Source organism: Lactococcus petauri (genome assembly GCF_002154895.1).
GTDB classification, from domain to species: Bacteria; Bacillota; Bacilli; order Lactobacillales; family Streptococcaceae; genus Lactococcus; species Lactococcus petauri.
On record NZ_MUIZ01000001.1, the window covers coordinates 406,849 to 426,341 of the forward strand.

At 39.2% G+C, this 19,493-nt stretch carries 19 protein-coding genes and 1 riboswitch; all 19 genes read right to left on the reverse strand.

The window, feature by feature from the left end:
• Position 1: 1 nt before the first annotated feature.
• The 19 genes from murD to BZZ03_RS02215 all read right to left on the reverse strand — a co-directional run bounded on the left by murD (position 2) and on the right by BZZ03_RS02215 (position 19,489).
• The gene (murD, locus tag BZZ03_RS02125; RefSeq protein WP_061413567.1) at positions 2–1,363 is read right to left on the reverse strand and encodes a UDP-N-acetylmuramoyl-L-alanine--D-glutamate ligase; all 1,362 of its coding nucleotides are present in this window, start codon (positions 1,361–1,363) and stop codon (positions 2–4) included.
• A 139-nt stretch (positions 1,364–1,502) separates the two neighbouring features.
• On the reverse strand, positions 1,503–2,240 hold the full coding sequence (locus tag BZZ03_RS02130; protein ID WP_086582275.1) for an amino acid ABC transporter ATP-binding protein: 738 nt from the start codon (positions 2,238–2,240) through the stop codon (positions 1,503–1,505).
• Positions 2,241–3,812 (reverse strand): ABC transporter permease subunit, encoded by a 1,572-nt coding sequence (locus tag BZZ03_RS02135; protein WP_019293245.1) that lies wholly within the window; start codon positions 3,810–3,812, stop codon positions 2,241–2,243. It lies immediately after the preceding gene.
• An 88-nt stretch (positions 3,813–3,900) separates the two neighbouring features.
• Positions 3,901–4,068, reverse strand: a riboswitch (Lysine riboswitch).
• 139 nt (positions 4,069–4,207) lie between these two features.
• Positions 4,208–5,698 (reverse strand): ATP-binding protein, encoded by a 1,491-nt coding sequence (locus BZZ03_RS02140; protein WP_086582277.1) that lies wholly within the window; start codon positions 5,696–5,698, stop codon positions 4,208–4,210.
• Positions 5,699–5,785: 87 nt separating this feature from the next.
• Positions 5,786–6,481, reverse strand: coding sequence for a response regulator transcription factor (locus tag BZZ03_RS02145; RefSeq protein WP_019292077.1), 696 nt, complete (start codon positions 6,479–6,481; stop codon positions 5,786–5,788).
• A gap of 101 nt (positions 6,482–6,582) precedes the next feature.
• Positions 6,583–7,134: a YceD family protein gene (locus BZZ03_RS02150; protein ID WP_086582279.1), complete on the reverse strand. Its 552-nt coding sequence runs from the start codon at positions 7,132–7,134 to the stop codon at positions 6,583–6,585.
• A gap of 216 nt (positions 7,135–7,350) precedes the next feature.
• Complete coding sequence (locus BZZ03_RS02155) at positions 7,351–7,593, reverse strand: type B 50S ribosomal protein L31 (protein ID WP_003135050.1); 243 nt, start codon at positions 7,591–7,593, stop codon at positions 7,351–7,353.
• A 111-nt stretch (positions 7,594–7,704) separates the two neighbouring features.
• Positions 7,705–9,609 (reverse strand): PTS fructose transporter subunit IIABC, encoded by a 1,905-nt coding sequence (locus BZZ03_RS02160; RefSeq protein ID WP_086582281.1) that lies wholly within the window; start codon positions 9,607–9,609, stop codon positions 7,705–7,707.
• 14 nt (positions 9,610–9,623) lie between these two features.
• Complete coding sequence (gene pfkB / locus BZZ03_RS02165) at positions 9,624–10,550, reverse strand: 1-phosphofructokinase (RefSeq protein ID WP_019292080.1); 927 nt, start codon at positions 10,548–10,550, stop codon at positions 9,624–9,626.
• The gene (locus BZZ03_RS02170) at positions 10,547–11,248 is read right to left on the reverse strand and encodes a DeoR/GlpR family DNA-binding transcription regulator (protein WP_086582283.1); all 702 of its coding nucleotides are present in this window, start codon (positions 11,246–11,248) and stop codon (positions 10,547–10,549) included. Before BZZ03_RS02170 ends, pfkB begins: the two co-directional genes overlap by 4 nt.
• 177 nt (positions 11,249–11,425) lie before the next feature.
• The gene (locus tag BZZ03_RS02175; protein WP_086582285.1) at positions 11,426–11,824 is read right to left on the reverse strand and encodes a Spx/MgsR family RNA polymerase-binding regulatory protein; all 399 of its coding nucleotides are present in this window, start codon (positions 11,822–11,824) and stop codon (positions 11,426–11,428) included.
• A gap of 149 nt (positions 11,825–11,973) precedes the next feature.
• A complete protein-coding gene (gene dnaK, locus BZZ03_RS02180; RefSeq protein ID WP_004259123.1) occupies positions 11,974–13,800 on the reverse strand; it encodes a molecular chaperone DnaK in 1,827 nt (608 codons plus the stop codon).
• Positions 13,801–13,877: 77 nt separating this feature from the next.
• Complete coding sequence (gene grpE / locus BZZ03_RS02185) at positions 13,878–14,450, reverse strand: nucleotide exchange factor GrpE (protein ID WP_269843654.1); 573 nt, start codon at positions 14,448–14,450, stop codon at positions 13,878–13,880.
• Positions 14,451–14,453: 3 nt separating this feature from the next.
• Complete coding sequence (gene hrcA / locus BZZ03_RS02190) at positions 14,454–15,491, reverse strand: heat-inducible transcriptional repressor HrcA (RefSeq protein WP_086582289.1); 1,038 nt, start codon at positions 15,489–15,491, stop codon at positions 14,454–14,456.
• A 139-nt stretch (positions 15,492–15,630) separates the two neighbouring features.
• A complete protein-coding gene (locus tag BZZ03_RS02195; protein WP_061413578.1) occupies positions 15,631–16,035 on the reverse strand; it encodes a hypothetical protein in 405 nt (134 codons plus the stop codon).
• 31 nt (positions 16,036–16,066) lie between these two features.
• Positions 16,067–16,852 carry a M15 family metallopeptidase gene (locus BZZ03_RS02200; protein WP_086582292.1) on the reverse strand — a complete coding sequence of 262 codons (786 nt, stop codon included), beginning with the start codon at positions 16,850–16,852 and terminating at the stop codon, positions 16,067–16,069.
• Entirely contained in the window at positions 16,836–17,540 is a 705-nt protein-coding gene (locus BZZ03_RS02205) for a histidine phosphatase family protein (protein WP_019292087.1), read from the reverse strand. Before BZZ03_RS02205 ends, BZZ03_RS02200 begins: the two co-directional genes overlap by 17 nt.
• A 115-nt stretch (positions 17,541–17,655) precedes the next feature.
• A complete protein-coding gene (locus BZZ03_RS02210; RefSeq protein WP_086582293.1) occupies positions 17,656–18,573 on the reverse strand; it encodes a lactate/malate family dehydrogenase in 918 nt (305 codons plus the stop codon).
• An 88-nt stretch (positions 18,574–18,661) separates the two neighbouring features.
• Positions 18,662–19,489 carry a hypothetical protein gene (locus BZZ03_RS02215; protein WP_086582296.1) on the reverse strand — a complete coding sequence of 276 codons (828 nt, stop codon included), beginning with the start codon at positions 19,487–19,489 and terminating at the stop codon, positions 18,662–18,664.
• Positions 19,490–19,493: the final 4 nt, after the last annotated feature.

The following is a 19,493-nucleotide window of genomic DNA, read 5'->3' on the forward strand; positions in this document are numbered from 1 at the left end:
ACTATTTCCATTCACCTTTCAATTCTTCGAAAGCTTTAATAAACATATCCCCACGTTCTTCAAAGGTCTTGTACTGATCCCAGCTGGCACAAGCAGGACTAAGTAAAATAGTGTCCCCCTCTTCCGTCTTATTAAAGATTGCTTTAAGAGCTGTTGCGACATTTTCACTGTGGAGTGTTGGAATCTGCAAGCGATCTGCAAGATCTTGCAGCTTTGGTGCAGTCTCCCCAAAAAGAACCATACCTTTAATCCCTGTTACAGAATCCGCGAGGTCTTCAAAGCCATTTCCACGGTCTAGTCCGCCAGCTAAGAGCCATAAGCGACTATTTTCAAAACCTGACAAAGCTTTTTCTGTTGCCAGTATATTTGTGGCCTTGCTATCATTGTAGACTTTACGTCCTGCAAGTTCACCAAGATACTGCAAGCGATGTTTCACACCCGAAAAGCTTGTCAGCACTTCAATAATTGCATGATTTTTAGCACCCGAAAGCTTGGCAACAGCTATTGCTGCCAGAGCATTCTCTAAATTATGTTCCCCAGGCAAAGCTAGGTCATCTGCATCCATGATGAATTCATCACGAAAATAAAGTTTACCTTCCAGCGCATAAGCACCATCAACTTTATTTTCAGTTGCAAATGGCACAACTCGAGCTGCTGTGTGCTCTGCTAGAGCACGACATTTTTCCTGATTAAAGTTGAGAATAAGGTATTGCTCAGAAGTTAAGTTTTCTTGAATACGCCATTTGGCAGCTTCATAAGCTTCTTGAGAGCCATGATAATCTAAATGCGATGAAAAGATATTGGTAATGAGAGCGATTTGAGGCTTGAAGTCTACAATTCCCATCAGTTGAAAACTTGAGAGTTCCATTACCAAAGTATCTTGAGCACTCGCATGGGCAGCTACTTCAGAGGCGGGAAAACCAATATTTCCTGCTAATTTTGCAGACTGACCATCCGCATTTAAAATATCTGCTATCAGCGTTGTTGTTGTTGTCTTACCATTGGTTCCAGTAATCCCAATAATTGGAGCTTCCGAAACAAGATAAGCAAGTTCAACTTCCGTAACAACTGGAATCTTTTTCTCCAATGCTTTCTTTATCATTGGGTTATCATAACGAATACCTGGATTTTTTACCATAAAATCAAAATCTTCGTCTAAAAGTTCAAGGGGATGGCTACCACAGATAACTTCAATGCCTTCTTCCAAGAGGGCTTGCGCGGCAGGGTTTTCTTCAAAAGCCTTTCCGTCATTTACAGTTACGTGTGCACCTAGAGTATGAAGCAAGCGGGCTGCAGCTTCTCCTGATTTTGCTAATCCGAGGATGAGTACTTTTTTTTCTTCAAAAGTTTTGATTTTTTTCATTGTTCCTATTCTTTCTACTTCCCTCTATTTTACCGCTATTTACCTATTTTTTCAATATAGAGTTTGTATTTGAAAGTTTTACTGTGAAAATAAGAGGTCTTTTGCAAAGAAAAAAAGAGCATAAGCTTGCTCTTTTTATTTAAGCTTTCAAGAAGCGTGAAAGGAAAGCTCGCGTCCGCTCTTCTTTCGGAGCTCCGAAGATTTCCGCTGGCCGTCCTTCTTCAGCAATAACCCCTTTATCCATGAAAATTACACGATCACTTACATCACGCGCGAATTCCATTTCATGTGTAACGATAACCATTGTTAAGCCTGTTTCAGCCAGTCCTTTCATTGTCTGTAAGACTTCGCCTACCATTTCAGGATCAAGCGCTGAAGTCGGCTCGTCAAATAAAATCACATCTGGATTCATAGAAATCGCACGAGCAATCGCCACACGTTGTTTTTGTCCACCGGAGAGTTGTGCAGGTTTGGCATTAGCAAAGCTTGCCATGCCCACTTTTTCCAGATTCTCGAGCGCAATAGTCCGAGCTTCTTCTTGGCTTTTTTTCAATACTGTAACTTGCCCAGCCATAACATTTTCGATAACATTCATATTGTTAAACAAGTTGAAGCTTTGGAAAACCATGCCCAGATGCGTGCGATATTTAGGAATATCGAAGCCTTTTGCTAAAACATTTTCACCTTTATAAATTATTTCCCCACCAGATGGCTTCTCCAATAAATTGATTGAACGAAGTAATGTCGATTTACCACTTCCAGATGAACCAATAATCGAAATAACTTCGCCTTGATTTACCATTAAGTGAATGTCTTTTAACACTTCATTACTGCCAAATGATTTTTTTAAATGATTGATTTCTAAGATTGCTGTCATTTAAGCGTCCCCCGGTTCTTGTACTTGCATTTGATTTTGGATTGGGACGTAAGCGTCTGGTCCATCCATTTTTCTTTCTACAAAGCGTAGAATACGTGTTACTGTAAATGTTAAGACAAAGTAAATTGCACAGATGACAGCAAAGGTTTGGAAATACATAAAGTTTTGTTGCGCCACTGTTGTCCCTTGGAAAAAGAGCTCAGTTACTGAAATTACAGATAAGACTGATGTATCTTTGATATTAATGACAAATTCATTTCCTGTTGCTGGAAGAATATTTCGCAAGACTTGTGGTAAAACAACCTTGCGCATAGTTTGCCCATGCGTCATTCCGATAGCTTGCGCGGCTTCAAATTGCCCTTGATCCACAGAGAAAATACCGCCACGTACAATCTCCGACATATAAGCACCTGTATTGATGGATACAATAATTAGCGCAGCTAAGGTCCGATCCAAACTCAAGCCAAAAGCTAGAGCTGTTCCATAGTAAAGCACCATTGCTTGAACAATCATTGGTGTACCACGGAAAATTTCAATATAAGCTGAAATAAGCCAGCCAAATACTTTATGTAAAAAGGCTAAAAATTTATTACTAATTTCTGGAATAGTACGATAAACACCAATAAGAAGACCTAAAACCGTACCAATAATCGTACCAATCAAAGAGATGAATAAGGTCATCCCTGTACCATTAAGAAACTGTTTGCCGTTATCTCTTACAATACTGATAATTTGATCATACCAAGCGCCTTGTGTTTTAGCTTCTGGTTGAGCAGCAATCATTTCATCCATCAGTTCTTTTTGGTCTTGAGGTGTAAAACCTGTCAAAAAGCTATTAATTACAGGTAAGTTGGGATCATTTTTACGTAAACCTACTGCGACTGTTGTATCATCAGAGTTTGTGACAAAACCTTTTCCTTCGCCAAATTCAATCATTTTGAAGTCTGGATTTGCTTTTTCTGCTGTCACTCCTTCGGGACGTTCAGCTACATAACCATCGATGGCTCCACTTTGTAAAGCCACACGCATGCTTGAAAAATCTTTCATTGCTGTTTGCTTGTTAACACTTTCAATCTGGTCAATCATGTTATAGTGGAAAGTTCCCAGCTGAGCGGTAATTTTTGCACCAGAGAAGTCTGCTAAACTCGATGCTTGAGCAAAGGGACCGCCACTTTTGACCATCATTACAAGGTTAGATGTGTAATACGGTTCTGAAAAGGCGATTTGTTCTCTACGTTCCGCAGTTGGCGACATTCCTGCAATAATGCCATCGATTTTTCCGGATTTTAGAGCTGGCAGCAAGCCATCCCAACTTGATTTGACGATTACTAATTCTTTATTTAACTTATCAGCAAGTTTTTTTGCAACTTGTACATCGTAACCATTAGCCCATTGGCCATCTACACCATCAATAGGGACAGCACCGTTGCTATCATCATATTGTGTCCAGTTAAAAGGGGCATATGCAGCTTCCATTCCGACACGGAACTGTTCTGCACTCACTTTTGAACTACCGATAAATAATACCGTAAACAACGTCGCGACAAGTAAGAATAAGTTTGTTCTTCTCATAATACTCTCTCTTTCATTTTTCCAAATAAAAAGCAACCTTTACACAGAGAGGTTGCTAAACGTTGTACGTGATTCATATTATCAGTAAGTAACGAATAGCACTCCGCAAAACTGCGACAGTTCAGCAAGTATCCCTTGCTGCCCCAACAAACTCACTTGGACGAGTGAATTCATTTCGGCAATGTCTCCTCCGTTTTACTTCAACGCTTGTCCAGCTCAGTAAAACTTCCTATTCATTGCGACCTCTATCATTTTATTTGTATATTGTATTTTAAATCTTAACCTTTTTTTAAACGAATGTCAACAATTTTCTCGAATTATCAAAAAACTCAAGAAATAAGATTAAGATTAAAAGCCTAGCAAGTACTTTTAGATACTCAGTAGAATTTTTATATTTATTTAATCTTAGGAATTTTTAAAGTAAATTTCGATCCTTCGCCTACAATGGAAGTCACACTGACATCCCCGTCATAGTTTTCCACTATGCGTTGGATAATAGACAGACCAAGACCTGTTCCACCTATATCTCGATTTCGTGCTTTATCGGCACGGAAAAAGCGCTCAAAGACATGTTTTAAATCTTCTTGACTAATGCCATAGCCACGATCCTCAACTGTCGTAATAATGTATTTGTCATCTTCTTCTAGATGGATTTTCACTTCTTGGCGATCTTTAGGCGAGTATTTTATCGCATTATCAATCAAAATTTTTAAGCCTTGTTCATAATGGTTGGGATAAATATGAGCCAAACTACCCGGCGTCAAGTAATTTTCAACAGTTAAATTTAAATCAGGATGAATAAGGAGAAAGTTTTTCTTAAGAAAATTAGAAACTTCTGTTGGATCACAGATCAGATCTTCATCTTGAAAATCAATGCTTTCAAGACGGGCCAATGCAAGCATCTCCTCTAACATCGTTCTCATCGTGCTAACTTCTTCTATACTGGCCTGTAAAGACTCCTCAAGCACTTCCGGATCATTTTTCCCCCATCGATTCAAGAGATTCAAATGACCATCTAAAACTGCAAGTGGCGTACGTAGCTCGTGACTGACATCAGAAACAAAACGTTTCTGCTGATCAACGTAATCGTTAAGCTTAATCATCATGTCGTTATAAACAGTCGCCAGTTCTTCAATTTCATCGCCTGTTTGAATCACTACAGGTTTGAAATCCGCCTTCAAATTATTGGCACGTGTAGTAATCGCATCGTGCAAACGCTCTAGAGGCTTGATATAGCGACTTGCCATAAAATAACCGACAAACTGAGCAATAAAGAGAGCAATAATTTCTAAGATAATCAAGGCAATCAGTAGCTTTGTTCGCACACTGTAATAATAACTCATATCGTAGAAAGCCTGCACATAGCCAATCAGTTTCCCTGTTTTCTTAGAATGAACGGGTCGTTCAACCAAATAACCAGAATATTCACCAAATGTACGTACAGCATGAGTAGAATCCCCCACATCTTTCCTTAGCGGGAAACCATACGAATTGGTCGAATAAATCAAATTTTCACCGACATCAAAAACATAAAAAGACTTCCTAGAACCAATCATACTTCCAAGTGTTTCTAGCTCATTTTCTTTTCCCTGACTGGATGCTGTGTAGTCTTTGGCATAAGCCAAATAATTTGCAAGATTGTCTTCCGACAGTTTGCTTTCCGATTTGGATAAACTTTGCTCAACATTGTCCAGAGCTTTCATCATGTCCTCTTTTTCAGAATTGATGAAGGTTGTTATGGTCAGTTGATAAACCAATACTGTAAAAATAGTGAAGGTTATAAAACAAAAAATCGTATTTGCAAAGGCCCAACGTAGCATGATGCTTCGCTTACGCTCGGGCAGATTTTCTGCTTTTTTCTTCTTCGAATCAAAAAATTTTACCATGTCGCATTTTTCTATTTCTTTACATCGCCATAAAAGGAATAAATCTAGTGGCAAAACCACTAGAAATCTTCTTATATATTCCCTATATTATTTGCGGTCACGCATGACATATCCCATACCACGAACCGTTTGAATATAACTTTCGCGGCCTTCCACGTCAATTTTGTTACGCAAATAGCGGATATAAACGTCAACAACGTTTGTTTCTGTACCTTCTTCGTAACCCCATACTTCAGAAACCAAGTATTCGCGTGTTACGACGTCACCCACATTTTGCATCAGGGTCAAAAGCAAATCGTATTCACGACGTGTAAGGTCAATAACTTTTTTTCCACGATGTACAGTGCGGTTTGTTTTATCAATTACCAAATCACGGAATGAAGTATTGTCTGATTTTTCAATCGTGTGGATATGGTCTTCACGACGGAAGAGTGAACGGACACGCGCTAACAATTCTTCAATTGCGAATGGTTTTGTAATATAGTCATCCGCTCCAATATCAAGACCTGCTACACGGTCCATTGTTGAGTCACGTGCAGTCATCATAATAATATGTGTATCTTTTTCACGGCGTAAGCGTCGTGCAACTTCAAAGCCATCCAGCTCAGGGAGCATTAAGTCGAGCAAAATCAAATCATAATCTTTTGACATTGCTTCTTCAAGACCTTTACGACCATTGTCTTGAACCGCAGTTTGATATCCTTCGTGTTCAAGCTCAAGTGAAACAAATCTCGCAATGTTTTTATCGTCTTCGATAATCAAAATACGTTTAGATGAATTCATAGTTTAGCCTCATTAATATCTTTTCTTTTTAATTTTATTTCCTCTATAATGAAATTATAATATAATTGTAATTTTGTTGCAAGTGTTTTATGAGATTTTTCTTAATTTTTTTCTTCGGAAAAGAAATCTGCCAATCCTGCAAAAGGTGATTTATTTTCTTTATCTGCTTCTTCTTCTTTTTGTTTCTGATAGTCTGCTTCAGACAAGACAGACCAGTTCTTGCCAGAAGGTAAACTTGTAGCTCCAGCTTTCTCATCTTCTGCTAAAATTTGCAAGGGAATTTCTAAAAGAATATTATCAGCTACCGATTCTGATAGACTAATCCAATCTGCTTCCAATGTAAATATCATGTCACTGTCCAGTAAATCTTCATTCTTTTTAAGAAACTCATCTGTGGTGAAGGCTTCATTAACAGCGATTGACATAAGATACTCTACTGGCTTCAAGCTCCGTGATGATGGTAAAGTCAAATCCACTTCAAGTGTATAATCCAAGTAATAGATGCCATCGTCATAGGCGATTTGTCCTTGAACATTTACAGGTTTTGCATCAAGGATTTCTTCTGAGCGTTGCTTAAGTTCTTGCGTTAAATCAAGCGCTTCTTCGAATTTAATTATTTTCTTTTTTGATACTTCTAAAATAGACCATTTCATATTTTATTTTTCCTTTATCTTTATAGTGAGTTTAAAAGAAGGCATATTCACGCATGCCTTTAATTTTATATGTGTATACTATCTGTTTCTATTATATGATATTTTTTTTAATTTTTATAGCCCAATGAACTAAAAGATGTTCAGAATTTGCTTACAGTTGGACTTGATTTACCTTAGCAAATTTGAGCGATAATAAAAAAGCGCCGAAGCACTTTTTTATTTTCCATATTTCTTGTTGAAACGAGCGATACGTCCGTCCGCTGCTTGGAATTTTTGACGGCCAGTGTAGAATGGATGTGAGTCAGAAGAGATTTCCACACGAATCAATGGATAAGTGTTACCGTCTTCCCATTCAACAGTTTCTTTCGAACCTTTAGTTGAACCGCTCAAGAATTTAAAACCAGTAGTTGTATCCAAGAACACAACAGGTTGGTAATTAGGATGGATGTCTTTTTTCATTTTGCAAAATTTCCTTTCTGCCTTGGACTGTTTGCCAGACCAAAGTTTGTTAGACCTTAATATTCTAACAGATTTGTTGCTGAAATTCAAGCTTTTTTGTTATTTAAAATACTATTTTTCTTTTTTCAAATAACCGAACATCAAACCAGAAACAAGAGCACCAATCAAAACAAAGAGAAGGTATAAAAGTGGGCCATTTGTTAGAGCTAAGACGAAGATACCGCCGTGTGGTGCCATCAATTTAAGACCTGCCGCACCAACGAGTCCACCTGCTAAGGCTGAACCAACAACAAATGAAGGAATAGCACGTGCTGGGTCAGCAGCACCAAATGGGATGGAACCTTCTGTAATAAATGAAAGTCCCATAACAATATTTGTTAAACCTGATTGACGTTCTTCTTTTGTAAATTTATTTTTGAAGAAGAGGACGGCAACTGTAGTTGCAAGAGGTGGAACCATACCACCAGCCATAACTGCTGCCATAACGACTGAGCCACCAGTAGCAACACTTGCGGCCAATGTTCCTGTACCGAAGATATAAGCAGCTTTGTTAATTGGTCCACCAAGGTCAACTGCCATCATACCACCAACGATAATACCAAGAACTAAAGCTGATGCTCCATTAAGGCTGTTCAAGAAGTTTGAAAGGCCTGTATTGATTGCTGCCATCGGAATATTGATGAAAAGCATGAGCAATCCTGTGATGAATGTCCCTAAAAGTGGGAAAATCAAGATTGCTTTAATCCCATCTAACGATTTAGGCAAGACAGTCAAGAGCTTACGCAAGAGGATAATGACACCACCAGCAATGAAACCACCAACTAAAGCGCCAAGGAAACCTGATGGAATCATGGTAGCTGGATCAAGTTTGCCAAAGGCAAGACCAGAGGCAGCCATTGAACCCGCAACGAAACCTGCAACTAAACCAGGTTTATCTGCAATTGAGTTGGCGATAAAACCAGCTAGGACTGGAAGCATGAAAGCAAAGGCTGCGCCCCCGATATTTTTAAAGTAAGCCGCAATCGGATGATAAGAACCAAGGTTGGCCAATTGATCTTTAGGCACACCCATTGATTGGTCTATCAAGAAGGCAAGAGCAATCAAGATACCACCACCAACGACGAATGGTAACATTGCAGATACACCACCCATAAGGTGTTTGTAGAAAGCTTTACCAATACCGCCAGAGCTTTCTTCTTTTGCCTCATCAGCGGCATCAGCTTCAAATTTTGGTGCATTACCAGAAACTGCCTTATTAATGAGTTCTTCGGGTTGACGAATAGCGGCAGCGACAGGAACTTGCACCATCGGTTTCCCTGCAAAACGGTTCATTTCCACTTTCTTATCCGCTGCAACGATGATACCGTCAGCTTTTTGAATATCTTCAGCAGTCAGCTTGTGGTCAATCCCACGCGCCCCATTTGTTTCAACTTTGATGGCGATGCCCATTTCAGCAGCTTGTTTTTTAAGTGCTTCTTCAGCCATATAAGTATGTGCAATACCTGTCGTACATGCTGTTACGGCTAAAACATAATGCTCGCTATCAGTGACTTGCTCAATTTCTTCTGTATCTTCAGAGAAAAGCTCTAACACTTGACGCGGATATTTTGCTTCTTTTACTTTGTCTGTAAATCCAGCTTGCAAGAGGAACTTAGAAAGTTGTGCTAAAGCTTCCAAGTGTGTGTCATTTGCGCCTTCTGGTGCTGCAATCATGAAGAAAAGATTGACAGGTTGTCCGTCTAGGGCTGCATAATCCACACCTGTATTTGATTTTGCAAATAGGACAACAGCTTCATTGACAGCTTTATTCTTGCTGTGTGGCATGGCAATACCATCGCCCAAACCAGTTGAAGTTTGCGCTTCACGAGCCATAATTCCAGCTTTAAATGTATCAAAATCACTGACGTAACCTTCTGCGACTAACTTGTTTACCATTTCATCCACGGCAGCTTCCTTAGTCGTTGCTTGAAGGTCCAAAATCATGACTTCTGTTTTGAGTAAATCTTTGATTTCCATAATCTTCCTCTTTTCTAATCTTCGTTTATTTTTTCGATTGTTACTTTTTCAAAGCATTCTTTTAAGAAGCTTTCACTCGGCATGTCTTCTGAGAAAACCTTAGCTGTACCACAGGCAACACCTTGTTTAAAGGCTGCTAAAGTATCCTGACTTCGGCTCCACTCGGCCAGGAAACCTGCAACTGTTGAATCTCCTGCACCGATAGAGTTTTTCAACTCTCCTTTGATTGGAGCGGCAAAATAAGTTTCCTTACCTGTGAAGAGTAAAGCACCATCACCTGCCATAGAAATCATGACATTTTGTGCTCCTTCTGCCAAAAGTTTTTGACCATAAGGGATAATATCTTCTTTGGATTTAAACTTAACAGAATAGATTTCTTCCAACTCTTCACGATTAGGTTTGATGACGAGTGGCTCATATTTCAATGTTTTCAGCAACTTTTGTCCGTCAACATCAATAGCAAACTGTGCGCCTCTGGCTTTTACTTTCTCAATCAAAACTTCATAGAAGTCTTCCCCTAAAGCTTTAGGGATAGTACCAGCAAAAACGACAATGTCATCACTTTGTAGATCGTCAAATTTACTTAGGAAGGCCTGAATTTCAGCATCTGATAAGTCTGGTCCAGCAGCATCAAAGGAGGTTTCCTCTTGCGCATTGACTTTGATTTTTGTATTAATACGTGTTGTTCCTGCAATTGGAGTAAAATCGGACTGACTTCCGATATTTTCAAGATAATCTTGAATGAATTTCCCAGGGAAGCCACCAAGAAAACCAAGAGCCGTATTTTCTACCTTTAAAAGGGACATCATGCGACTTTCAACAATCCCTTTACCACCAGGAAGCATACGCGTTTCTGTCGCTCGGTTGACTTGTCCAAGTTTAGCCTGATCAAAATCCATGAAATAATCTAATGCTGGATTTAGTGTTACTGTGTATATCATAATTTCTCCGTTATAAGTTTTATTTGGTCACTTTCTGCAAACTTAACAAAGCTTGTTTGACCGATTTTACTACTGTCCAGGAGGAGATAGCTTGTCCGGCTTTGACGAATGGCCTGTGTCTTAATCGCTGCTTCTTCACTGTCCGGTGTCATAGCCCCCAGTTCTTCATCAAAAGCATTGGCTCCGATAAATGCAAGATTAAAACGGTAAGTACTAAGTTGAGCGATGGCCGAACTGCCAATGATGGCATCAGTTTGACGTTTCACTCGACCACCAAGCAAATAAACAATGAGGTTTTCACTGGTTAATTTTGGTAAATGGCTAATCGAATTGGTCACGATAGTGACACGCTTGCCCGACTGATTAAGCAAATGGCAAAGTGGCGCAACTGTAGTTCCAGCATCCAAGTAAATAATGTCGCCTTCTTTTATCTTTTCAAAAGCTATAGCTGCGATTTTTTCTTTTTCTTGAACGTTTTTGGAAGATTTCTCAAAGATAGATAACTCTTCTGAAAGATCTTGTTGGAGTTCTGCGCCTCCATGAACACGACGTAAGGAGTTTTCTTCTTCAAGCTCATTGAGATCTCTCCTTAATGTCGAGACAGAAGCTTGAGTTATTGTTGAAAGTTCTTCTAAAGTCGCTGTTCTTTGCTCTTTGAGCAAGCTCATTATTTTTTCCTTGCGTTCCGTCGCGAGCATATGACCCTCCCCCTGAATTCGTTTACATTTATATTATACACCATTTTCTTTCAAAGTCAATCAAAAACTTCCAAAAACTACAAAAAAAAAGAAAGAAATTTATATAGATTTCCTTCATATACTATCCTTAAATAAAAAAAGAGCCAGGAATTACGCTTCCTTTGCTCTTTAGAGAACCTAGCCTGTTTGCAATTCTTGCTGTTCTATGTCAGTAACTTTTTTACTTGGCTTTTCTAAAAACCTTTGCATCTTATCTTCATCAAAACCGATTTGAAGTTGTTTTTCATCCAACATAAGTGGAACTTTCAATAGAGTAGCATTTTCTTCTAACAGCTCCATAAAATCTTCTAACTTCAAGTCATTGAAATTAAGGTTCAAACGTGTGTAAGCCCGAGTTTCTGTTGCGATAATCTCTTCAACTCCATGTTCAGTTAAAGAAACAATTCGGAGAATTTCCTCAGTCGAAACCAGTTCTTTGAGAAGATCAACTTCGACAAACTTGACTTTATGGGCATAGAGCCAGCTCTCTACTGCTTTCGTCTCCTGATTAGAGGAGATGGTATAAATCTTAAGCATGCCAACCTCCTTTCTATCACGTCCAGGTTCTCTTTCTTATTTTTATTATCCTATTTTATGAGATTGAAAACAAATGAAACGGTTTTCAGAAAAAAATAAAAAAGCCGAGCATCAATATCTCGAACTTTTTTATTTTATGAACTACGGTTTTATTTAACTTCTTCAAAGTCACCATCAACAGTATTGTCATCTTTAGGACCTTCTTCTGATCCAGCTTCTTGTCCTTCTGCGGCTGCTTGTTCAGCACTGGCTTGTTCGTAAAGTTTTACTGCGAGATTTTGCGCAATTTCGCTAAGTGCTTCTGATTTAGCTTTGATATCGGCAATGTCTTCACCTTCAAGAGCTTTCTTCAACTCTTCTTTAGCATCTTCTGCTTTTTTAACTTCTGCTTCGTCAACTTTACCTTCAAGTTCTTTGATTGTTTTTTCAGTTTGGAAAACAAGAGCATCCGCTTCGTTACGTGTGTCTACTTCTTCTTTACGTTTTGCGTCAGCATCAGCGTTTGCTTCAGCATCTTTCATCATTTTATCAATTTCTTCGTCAGAAAGACCTGAGTTAGATTTGATAACGATTGTTTGTTCTTTTTGCGTACCCAAATCTTTTGCTTTAACAGATACGATACCGTTTTTGTCGATGTCGAATGTGACTTCGATTTGTGGCACACCACGTGGTGCGGCAGGGATATCTGTCAATTGGAAGCGACCCAATGATTTGTTATCTGCTGCCATTGGACGTTCACCTTGAAGGACGTGGATATCTACTGCTGGTTGGTTATCTGCTGCAGTTGAGAAGACTTGTGATTTAGATGTTGGAATTGTTGTATTACGTTCGATAAGTTTTGTAAATACAGAACCCATTGTTTCAATACCAAGTGAAAGTGGAGTTACGTCAAGAAGGACAACGTCTTTAACGTCACCAGTGATGACACCACCTTGGATTGCTGCACCCATAGCAACAACTTCGTCTGGGTTAACAGATTTGTTTGGTGTTTTACCTGTTTCTTTTTGAACAAGATCAACAACTGCTGGGATACGAGTTGAACCACCAACAAGAAGAACTTCATCGATATCAGAAGTTGAAAGACCAGCATCAGAAAGGGCTTGACGTACAGGTTCGCGTGTTGCTTCAACCAATGAAGCAGTCAATTCGTCAAATTTAGCACGTGTAAGTGTCATTTCCAAATGAAGTGGGCCAGCAGCGCCAGCTGTGATGAACGGCAATGAAATTTGAGTAGAAGTTACACCTGAAAGGTCTTTTTTCGCTTTTTCAGCTGCATCTTTCAAACGTTGAAGGGCCATTTTATCTTGTGAAAGGTCAATGCCGTTTTCTTTCTTGAATTCTGCGACCATGTAATCAATGATGGCTTGGTCAAAGTCATCACCACCAAGTTTGTTGTTACCTGCTGTTGACAATACATCGAAGACACCATCACCTAGTTCAAGGATTGAAACGTCAAATGTACCACCACCAAGGTCAAAGACAAGAATTTTTTCATCTTTGTCTTGTTTATCCATACCGTAAGCAAGAGCTGCTGCTGTTGGTTCGTTAACGATACGTTCTACTTCAAGACCAGCGATTTTACCAGCATCTTTTGTTGCTTGACGTTGTGCATCGTTGAAGTATGCTGGGACTGTAATAACTGCTTTTTCAACTTTTTCGCCCAAGTATGCTTCAGCTGTTGCTTTCAAGTTTTGAAGAATCATTGCTGAAATTTCTTGAGGTGTGTACTCTTTACCACCGGCAGAAACTTTTTCACTTGTACCCATTTTAGATTTGATTGAGATGATTGTATCTGGGTTTGTTACAGCTTGGCGTTTTGCAGCATCACCAACTTGAATTTCACCATTTTTAAAAGCGACAACAGATGGTGTTGTACGATTTCCTTCTGGATTTGGAATAATTTTTGCTTCAGTTCCTTCGAGAACTGCTACTGCTGAGTTTGTTGTACCAAGGTCAATACCAATAATTTTAGACATATGCTTTACCTCTTTTTTTATTTTATTGTTTTTATCTATTCTTATAGTTTAAGGACATTTCGGTCACTTCTTGTTTCTTATTGTGCAACAACGACCATTGCTGGACGAAGGATACGATCATGGATTTGGTAGCCTTTTTGGAAGACTTGAACGACATAATCTGCAGGATGCTCATCATCAGCTGGGACAGTTTGCACAGCCATATGGAAGTTTGGATCAAAGGCTCCGTCTGCTTTGACTTCTGTAACGCCTTCTTCTTTAAGTGCGTTGATCAAGCTTTCTCGCGTCATTTCTAAACCTTTTTTGACATCTTCTGTTAATCCTTCAACAGCAAGTGCACGCTCCAAGTTATCTAAGCTTGGCAAAATCTTTTTCGCCAAATCTTGTGAGCGATATTTCAAGATACTAGAACGTTCTTCGTTGGCACGGCGTTGAATATTTTGGATTTCTGCGCTAATACGGAGAAATTTATTTTCCCATTCTTCAGCCTTTGCTACAGCTGCATCAAGCTCAGAAACTTCTTCTTCGACGATATCTTCAAGTGCTTCTTCAGTAAGCTCTTCGACAACTTCTTCTTCCTGATCTTTTTTCTTTAATTCTTCTTTATTTTCTTCAGCCATATTGTTTCCTTTTCTTTTAAATAATTTCATATATTAACTTATCTCATAATGGTTACCATCAAGGTAACGATAGTAGTCCATGAGTTTCATACTTAAGACTTTCGCAAGTAAGTCCAGTGTACTCAAGGTTTTCTGATAATCTTGTTCTACAGGACCAATGACTGTCAGCGTTCCTAAACCACGATATGGAATAACAAACTTTTGACTGATCAACGTTAGGTTAGCAAAATAAGACATATTGTCAATGACAACCGAACGCATCTCATCTGTACTTGTTAATTCTCGTATTTCTTGAGCCATACGTGTATCATCGCTTAAAATTTTATAAAGCTCAGAAAGATTGTCTGTGGCAAAATCAAAGACATATTCACGTCCGCTACTTGTCAAATGCTCTGTGAACAAATCTGCAAAGACGGATTCAAAGAGCTCCAAGACATCACCAGTTGTTTTAAAGTAACGCTGTACTATCTGTGGGATATCCGTCCTCAACGCATAATGCACATCAAGAACTTTCTTACCCACTAAACGTTCTTTAATCAACTGTGTAAAGACTTGCAAGTCATGTTCACTCATACTTTTGGGGAGTACAAACTGATTTGTCCGAAGTTCGCCTGTCGCTAAGGTCATCACTGTCAACATCGAGTGATTATCTAAAGTGACAAGTTCAAAGGACTGTAAGACTTGCTCTTTCTGAGGAACATTAAGTACGAAAGAAGTTAAGCCGGTCAATCTTGAGAGAACTTCACTTGCTCTTTCAAATAAATCCGATAAGCGATAAAACTCACCATCAAAGGATTTCATAATTTGAAAAAGATCATTTTGTGTAAATTCTTCCAAGCGCAATACATTTTCTACAAAGTATTTGTAACCTGAAATACTAGGAACACGCCCACTTGATGTATGTTCTTTTTGAATGAGTCCAAGATTTTCCAAGGCTTTCATATCATTTCTGATTGTCGCACTTGATGCTTTAATCTGTTCCAATAAAGCTTTAGAACCAACGGGTGTGTGCTCTTTAGCGTAAAGTGAGACAATCAAATCCAAAATCTGTTGTTGCCGTTCTGTAATCATCTTTGTCTCCTTTCTTCGCTTTTAGCACTCACCACCCTCAAGTGCTAACAATATTATTATAACCCTTATCTCCTATCTTGTCAAGCAAAAAAACCAAAAATTAGCACTCTTTTTTATAGAGTGCTAATTTTTGGTTTTTTTAAATAAATCCTACTTCTTTAGCAATGAAACGGATGCTAAAGAGACTAACAAGCATGACAGCTAGTGGAAATAATAGCGCTAGATTTTGCTGATGCATGAGATATTGATAGCCCCAATCAACAATTACCAGCACAGCCGCTATCTCTAAAATCCATAGTCCCACACTGAAAAAGCGGAGTATGAGTAAGATGAGAAGGAAGACCAAGAGTATTTCTATTATATTTTGCCATTGGGCTACTGGAGCCAGAGTTTTATTGATAAATCCCGTTATTGTGCGGCTTGTATTTTGAAAAACCGTCGTAAAGGTATTGGGTGATGCTAAAAGCCGTTGTGCAATAATCATTAAAGTATAGAGAAATAAGGCAATATTAGCATATAAAATCAAGTAGGCTTTATTCAACATTGTTGTGCGACTCCTTTTAACGCCCTTTATTTTACTGGGGCAATAACTTCAAATATTCTTCAAGTGTAAGGTTGTGTTTTGTCATATATTTGGCATTATCCACACCTACATAACGAAAATGCCAATCCTCATAATCCACACCAGTGGATGCTTTTCCGCCTTCCGGGAAACGAAGTACAAAACCGTACTCAGGCGCAATTTTCTTCACTTGTGCGACTACATCTTCAGGGCTTTGGTTCAAAGCATCTACTGTCGACATATCAACAGCTAAGCCTGTTTGGTGCTCTGAGCTACCTGCAGGCTGTGAATAAGTCTTAACATTAGTTTCAGCTTGCTCACGAGATATAGGTTGCCCTGTGTTATTGACTGATCCTGCAGCACCAACCATTTCATTTTCCACATAAGTATTGAAGAGTTGTTCTTGATAAGCCACTGAGCGATATGCCGAAATCAAGTGTTCTGAGGGATCAATAGCTTGCGCTGCTGCTAAAAATTTAACAAGAGCATCTGCGATACGTTGATCAACCTGCACAGTGCCAACAGTTGTAAGCTCTGGGGAGAGTTCCTCTTTTGGATTTTCCCTGTTTACCAGAACAAGATTCCAGTCAGAACGATGAGCTTCCGGTAAATCAGTTGCCTTACTTTCAGCTGGCGAACTTGAAGATGAAGTTTGTCTTGGTTCAGCCGTTTTTTTCGTGACTTGTGTCTTGAGTTTACTTACAGCAAATACACATAGTCCAATGAAGACCAAGAGAATAATGAAACTTCCGATTACTCTACTTTTTTTGAGTTTTCTTTTTTTAGTTCTTCTTTGCATTTTTTATGATTTCTGCTCCAAGTTTGCGATACTCCATCGATCCGATATCTCCTACTTCAAATTTTCCATTTTCAAAAGTCAGATGTGTCACGGAACCATTATCCAAATTATGCGGACGTTCTTTATCTGGACGAAGCATTTTGATATAGCTTGCAATCGTCATCCCATGACTAACTATGACGATATTTTTCGCTCCCGCTGCTTCTGCTTCAGTTGCCATATCAGAAAAGCCATTCATAATACGTCCAGAGAGTTCTTCCCAAGTTTCCGCCCATCCTGCAGTATCGACTTCATAAATAGCACGCGCCAGTTCTTCATCTGAAGGGAACTTTCCTGTCTCTTGCATACCTTTTTCAGCAAAGATAATAGGAAGAACCCCATCAAAGAGTTCGCCATCATATCCCCCATCAAAAGAACCAAAACACCATTCACGAATACGCTTGTCCATCTTATAAGGAATATCTTTATTCTCGGAGTATTCCAAGATAAAGCCCATCGTTTGTATTGTTCTGCCAGAGTCAGAAGAATAAGCTCGATCAAACTTCAACCCTTTAGCTTTGAAGCCTAGCCCTAGCTCCATAGCACCACGTTCACCTTCAGCAGTGAGCGGTGTGTCCGACCAACCTTGGGCTCTGCCGATTGTATTAAACATTGTTTTTCCGTGTCTTACCAAATAAACCTCAACCATGAACTCACCTTATCTTCTATTATATATATATCTTTAATTATACTTTATTTCAAAGCAATTGAACAGAGAAAAAAACCTCTTCTTATATAAGAGATTTTCTATCTATAGGGTATTTTTAGCTAAATTTTTTGATTTTTTCTTGAATCTCACGTGCTGAGTCTTTCAATTTATCCGCTTCTTCTTTGCTGATACTTTCGATAAATCCAGGATAAGCTTGTGCACCATCGCGTCCAACAAGTGCTGGTGTTGACAAATACGCATCAAGTTCAGCATCGTAATGCGAGCAGACCACAGCTGCTTTGGCATCAGATAAAATGAGATTCATTAGACTCACTGAAGCTGCAGCAATAGCAAAGTTCGTATAGCCCTTTCCTTCATATACGACAAAACCGCCATGGCGTGCTGAATCTTCGATTTTTTCAAGGTCAAAATTGTTTGTCACTGCTGTTCTTTCAAATGGTACGCCACCAATATTTACTGTTGACCACGCTGCAAATTGTGAATCACCATGTTCACCAAGCATATAGCCGCTCACACTTCTCGCATCTACACCTGCTTCTTCAGCAATATAACGGTGCAAACGAGCCGAATCTAAATATGTTCCTGTTCCAAAAACTTGGTTTTTGGGAAGGTTAAGAGCTTGTGAATAAAGCTGTGCAATCACATCATTAGGGTTGGTTACGATTAAGAAAACACCATTAAAGCCTGAAGCATTAATTTCATCTGCCACTGCTTTGACCATGGGTGTATTAATTTTCAACTCTTGGAAACGATCTTGGGCATCAAGAGCTTTGATATGGCCCAAAGCAGAAATAACGACTTCTGCATCAGAAAGATCTGGATAATCGCCGACAGTAATCTTCGTATGACTATTGAGTAGGCTAGCTGCATCTAGCATGTCAAAAGCTTCAGCTTTAGATTTTGCAGTATTTTTATCAATAAGGACTAATTCATCAACATAGCCTGCTTGAACAATCATTTGAGCAATCATTGCTCCGACATTCCCTAACCCAATTATACCTACTTTACGCATCTGAATCTCCTTTAAATTTTAGAGGATTTCTCCTCATTGTTTGTTTCATTGTATCAAAAAAAATCCCTTTTTTCAGAGATTTTTTCTTTTATTTACCAAAGAATTGTTTTAGCCAACTGGCTTTCTTGAGGATTCCGAGAAGGAGTACAGAGGTTCCTATTCCTGTAACTACTCCTCCTGTCCCGGCTGCATGCACAGCTATGGCATGTTTACGCGTTGCAGCATCCTTGTCCACATCATCACGTGAATTGGAATTGACAGAGGTATGTTGTGACATCAGTGGGATATTTGCTTCCCCCCAGGTATAAGGAAGTTCTCCTTTGGTAGAAACTTGAGTAGTTGTCTCCTTATTTACTATTTCTTGTGGCTCTCTAGTTTCTGCTGGGGTAACTTCTGTTGTACCCTTTTTATCTTGATTATATGCTTCCAGATTTTTAAGGGGTTGATTTTTTTCTGTATCCGACTCTGGTTTCTGTACCTCTCCTTTTTCTGGTCTTGTGAGTGAAATTGAAGGTAAACTATTATCCGGCTGCTCTGGTACAATTGGAGGTGCTGTAGGTGTAATCGGCACAGGTTCGCCTACTGGTACCAAAGGAAGAGTATTATCCGGAATTATGGGGACTGTTGGCGTAATAGGAACAGGTTCACCTATAGTTACTGGCGGAAGTGTAATGTCTGGTGTTTCTGGCACGATTGGAGGCATTGTCGGCGTAATAGGCTGAGGGTTTTCAGGTGTTGTCGATCCGCCGCCTGTATTTGCTTCCTCGGTTATCGGATCCTCAGCACTTTTGTCCTGCAGTTCTTCAGCTTGGACACGTGAAACTGATGCAGAATAAGCTTGGCTCGGGTTCAGAATGATTGTTTGCCCTAATACTATGGTGGTTGCTAAAATTATACAATATCTTTTCTTTCTCATTCGC

Excerpts from the sequence above, each read along its gene's own strand:
- murD (WP_061413567.1), bottom strand. The coding sequence starts at position 1,363 with ATGAAAAAAATCAAAACTTTTGAAGAAAAAAAAGTACTCATCCTCGGA.
- BZZ03_RS02130 (WP_086582275.1), bottom strand. The coding sequence starts at position 2,240 with ATGACAGCAATCTTAGAAATCAATCATTTAAAAAAATCATTTGGCAGT.
- BZZ03_RS02135 (WP_019293245.1), bottom strand. The coding sequence starts at position 3,812 with ATGAGAAGAACAAACTTATTCTTACTTGTCGCGACGTTGTTTACGGTA.
- BZZ03_RS02140 (WP_086582277.1), bottom strand. The coding sequence starts at position 5,698 with ATGGTAAAATTTTTTGATTCGAAGAAGAAAAAAGCAGAAAATCTGCCC.
- BZZ03_RS02145 (WP_019292077.1), bottom strand. The coding sequence starts at position 6,481 with ATGAATTCATCTAAACGTATTTTGATTATCGAAGACGATAAAAACATT.
- BZZ03_RS02150 (WP_086582279.1), bottom strand. The coding sequence starts at position 7,134 with ATGAAATGGTCTATTTTAGAAGTATCAAAAAAGAAAATAATTAAATTC.
- BZZ03_RS02155 (WP_003135050.1), bottom strand. The coding sequence starts at position 7,593 with ATGAAAAAAGACATCCATCCTAATTACCAACCTGTTGTGTTCTTGGAT.
- BZZ03_RS02160 (WP_086582281.1), bottom strand. The coding sequence starts at position 9,609 with ATGGAAATCAAAGATTTACTCAAAACAGAAGTCATGATTTTGGACCTT.
- pfkB (WP_019292080.1), bottom strand. The coding sequence starts at position 10,550 with ATGATATACACAGTAACACTAAATCCAGCATTAGATTATTTCATGGAT.
- BZZ03_RS02170 (WP_086582283.1), bottom strand. The coding sequence starts at position 11,248 with ATGCTCGCGACGGAACGCAAGGAAAAAATAATGAGCTTGCTCAAAGAG.
- BZZ03_RS02175 (WP_086582285.1), bottom strand. The coding sequence starts at position 11,824 with ATGCTTAAGATTTATACCATCTCCTCTAATCAGGAGACGAAAGCAGTA.
- dnaK (WP_004259123.1), bottom strand. The coding sequence starts at position 13,800 with ATGTCTAAAATTATTGGTATTGACCTTGGTACAACAAACTCAGCAGTA.
- grpE (WP_269843654.1), bottom strand. The coding sequence starts at position 14,450 with ATGAAATTATTTAAAAGAAAAGGAAACAATATGGCTGAAGAAAATAAA.
- hrcA (WP_086582289.1), bottom strand. The coding sequence starts at position 15,491 with ATGATTACAGAACGGCAACAACAGATTTTGGATTTGATTGTCTCACTT.
- BZZ03_RS02195 (WP_061413578.1), bottom strand. The coding sequence starts at position 16,035 with ATGTTGAATAAAGCCTACTTGATTTTATATGCTAATATTGCCTTATTT.
- BZZ03_RS02200 (WP_086582292.1), bottom strand. The coding sequence starts at position 16,852 with ATGCAAAGAAGAACTAAAAAAAGAAAACTCAAAAAAAGTAGAGTAATC.
- BZZ03_RS02205 (WP_019292087.1), bottom strand. The coding sequence starts at position 17,540 with ATGGTTGAGGTTTATTTGGTAAGACACGGAAAAACAATGTTTAATACA.
- BZZ03_RS02210 (WP_086582293.1), bottom strand. The coding sequence starts at position 18,573 with ATGCGTAAAGTAGGTATAATTGGGTTAGGGAATGTCGGAGCAATGATT.
- BZZ03_RS02215 (WP_086582296.1), bottom strand. The coding sequence starts at position 19,489 with ATGAGAAAGAAAAGATATTGTATAATTTTAGCAACCACCATAGTATTA.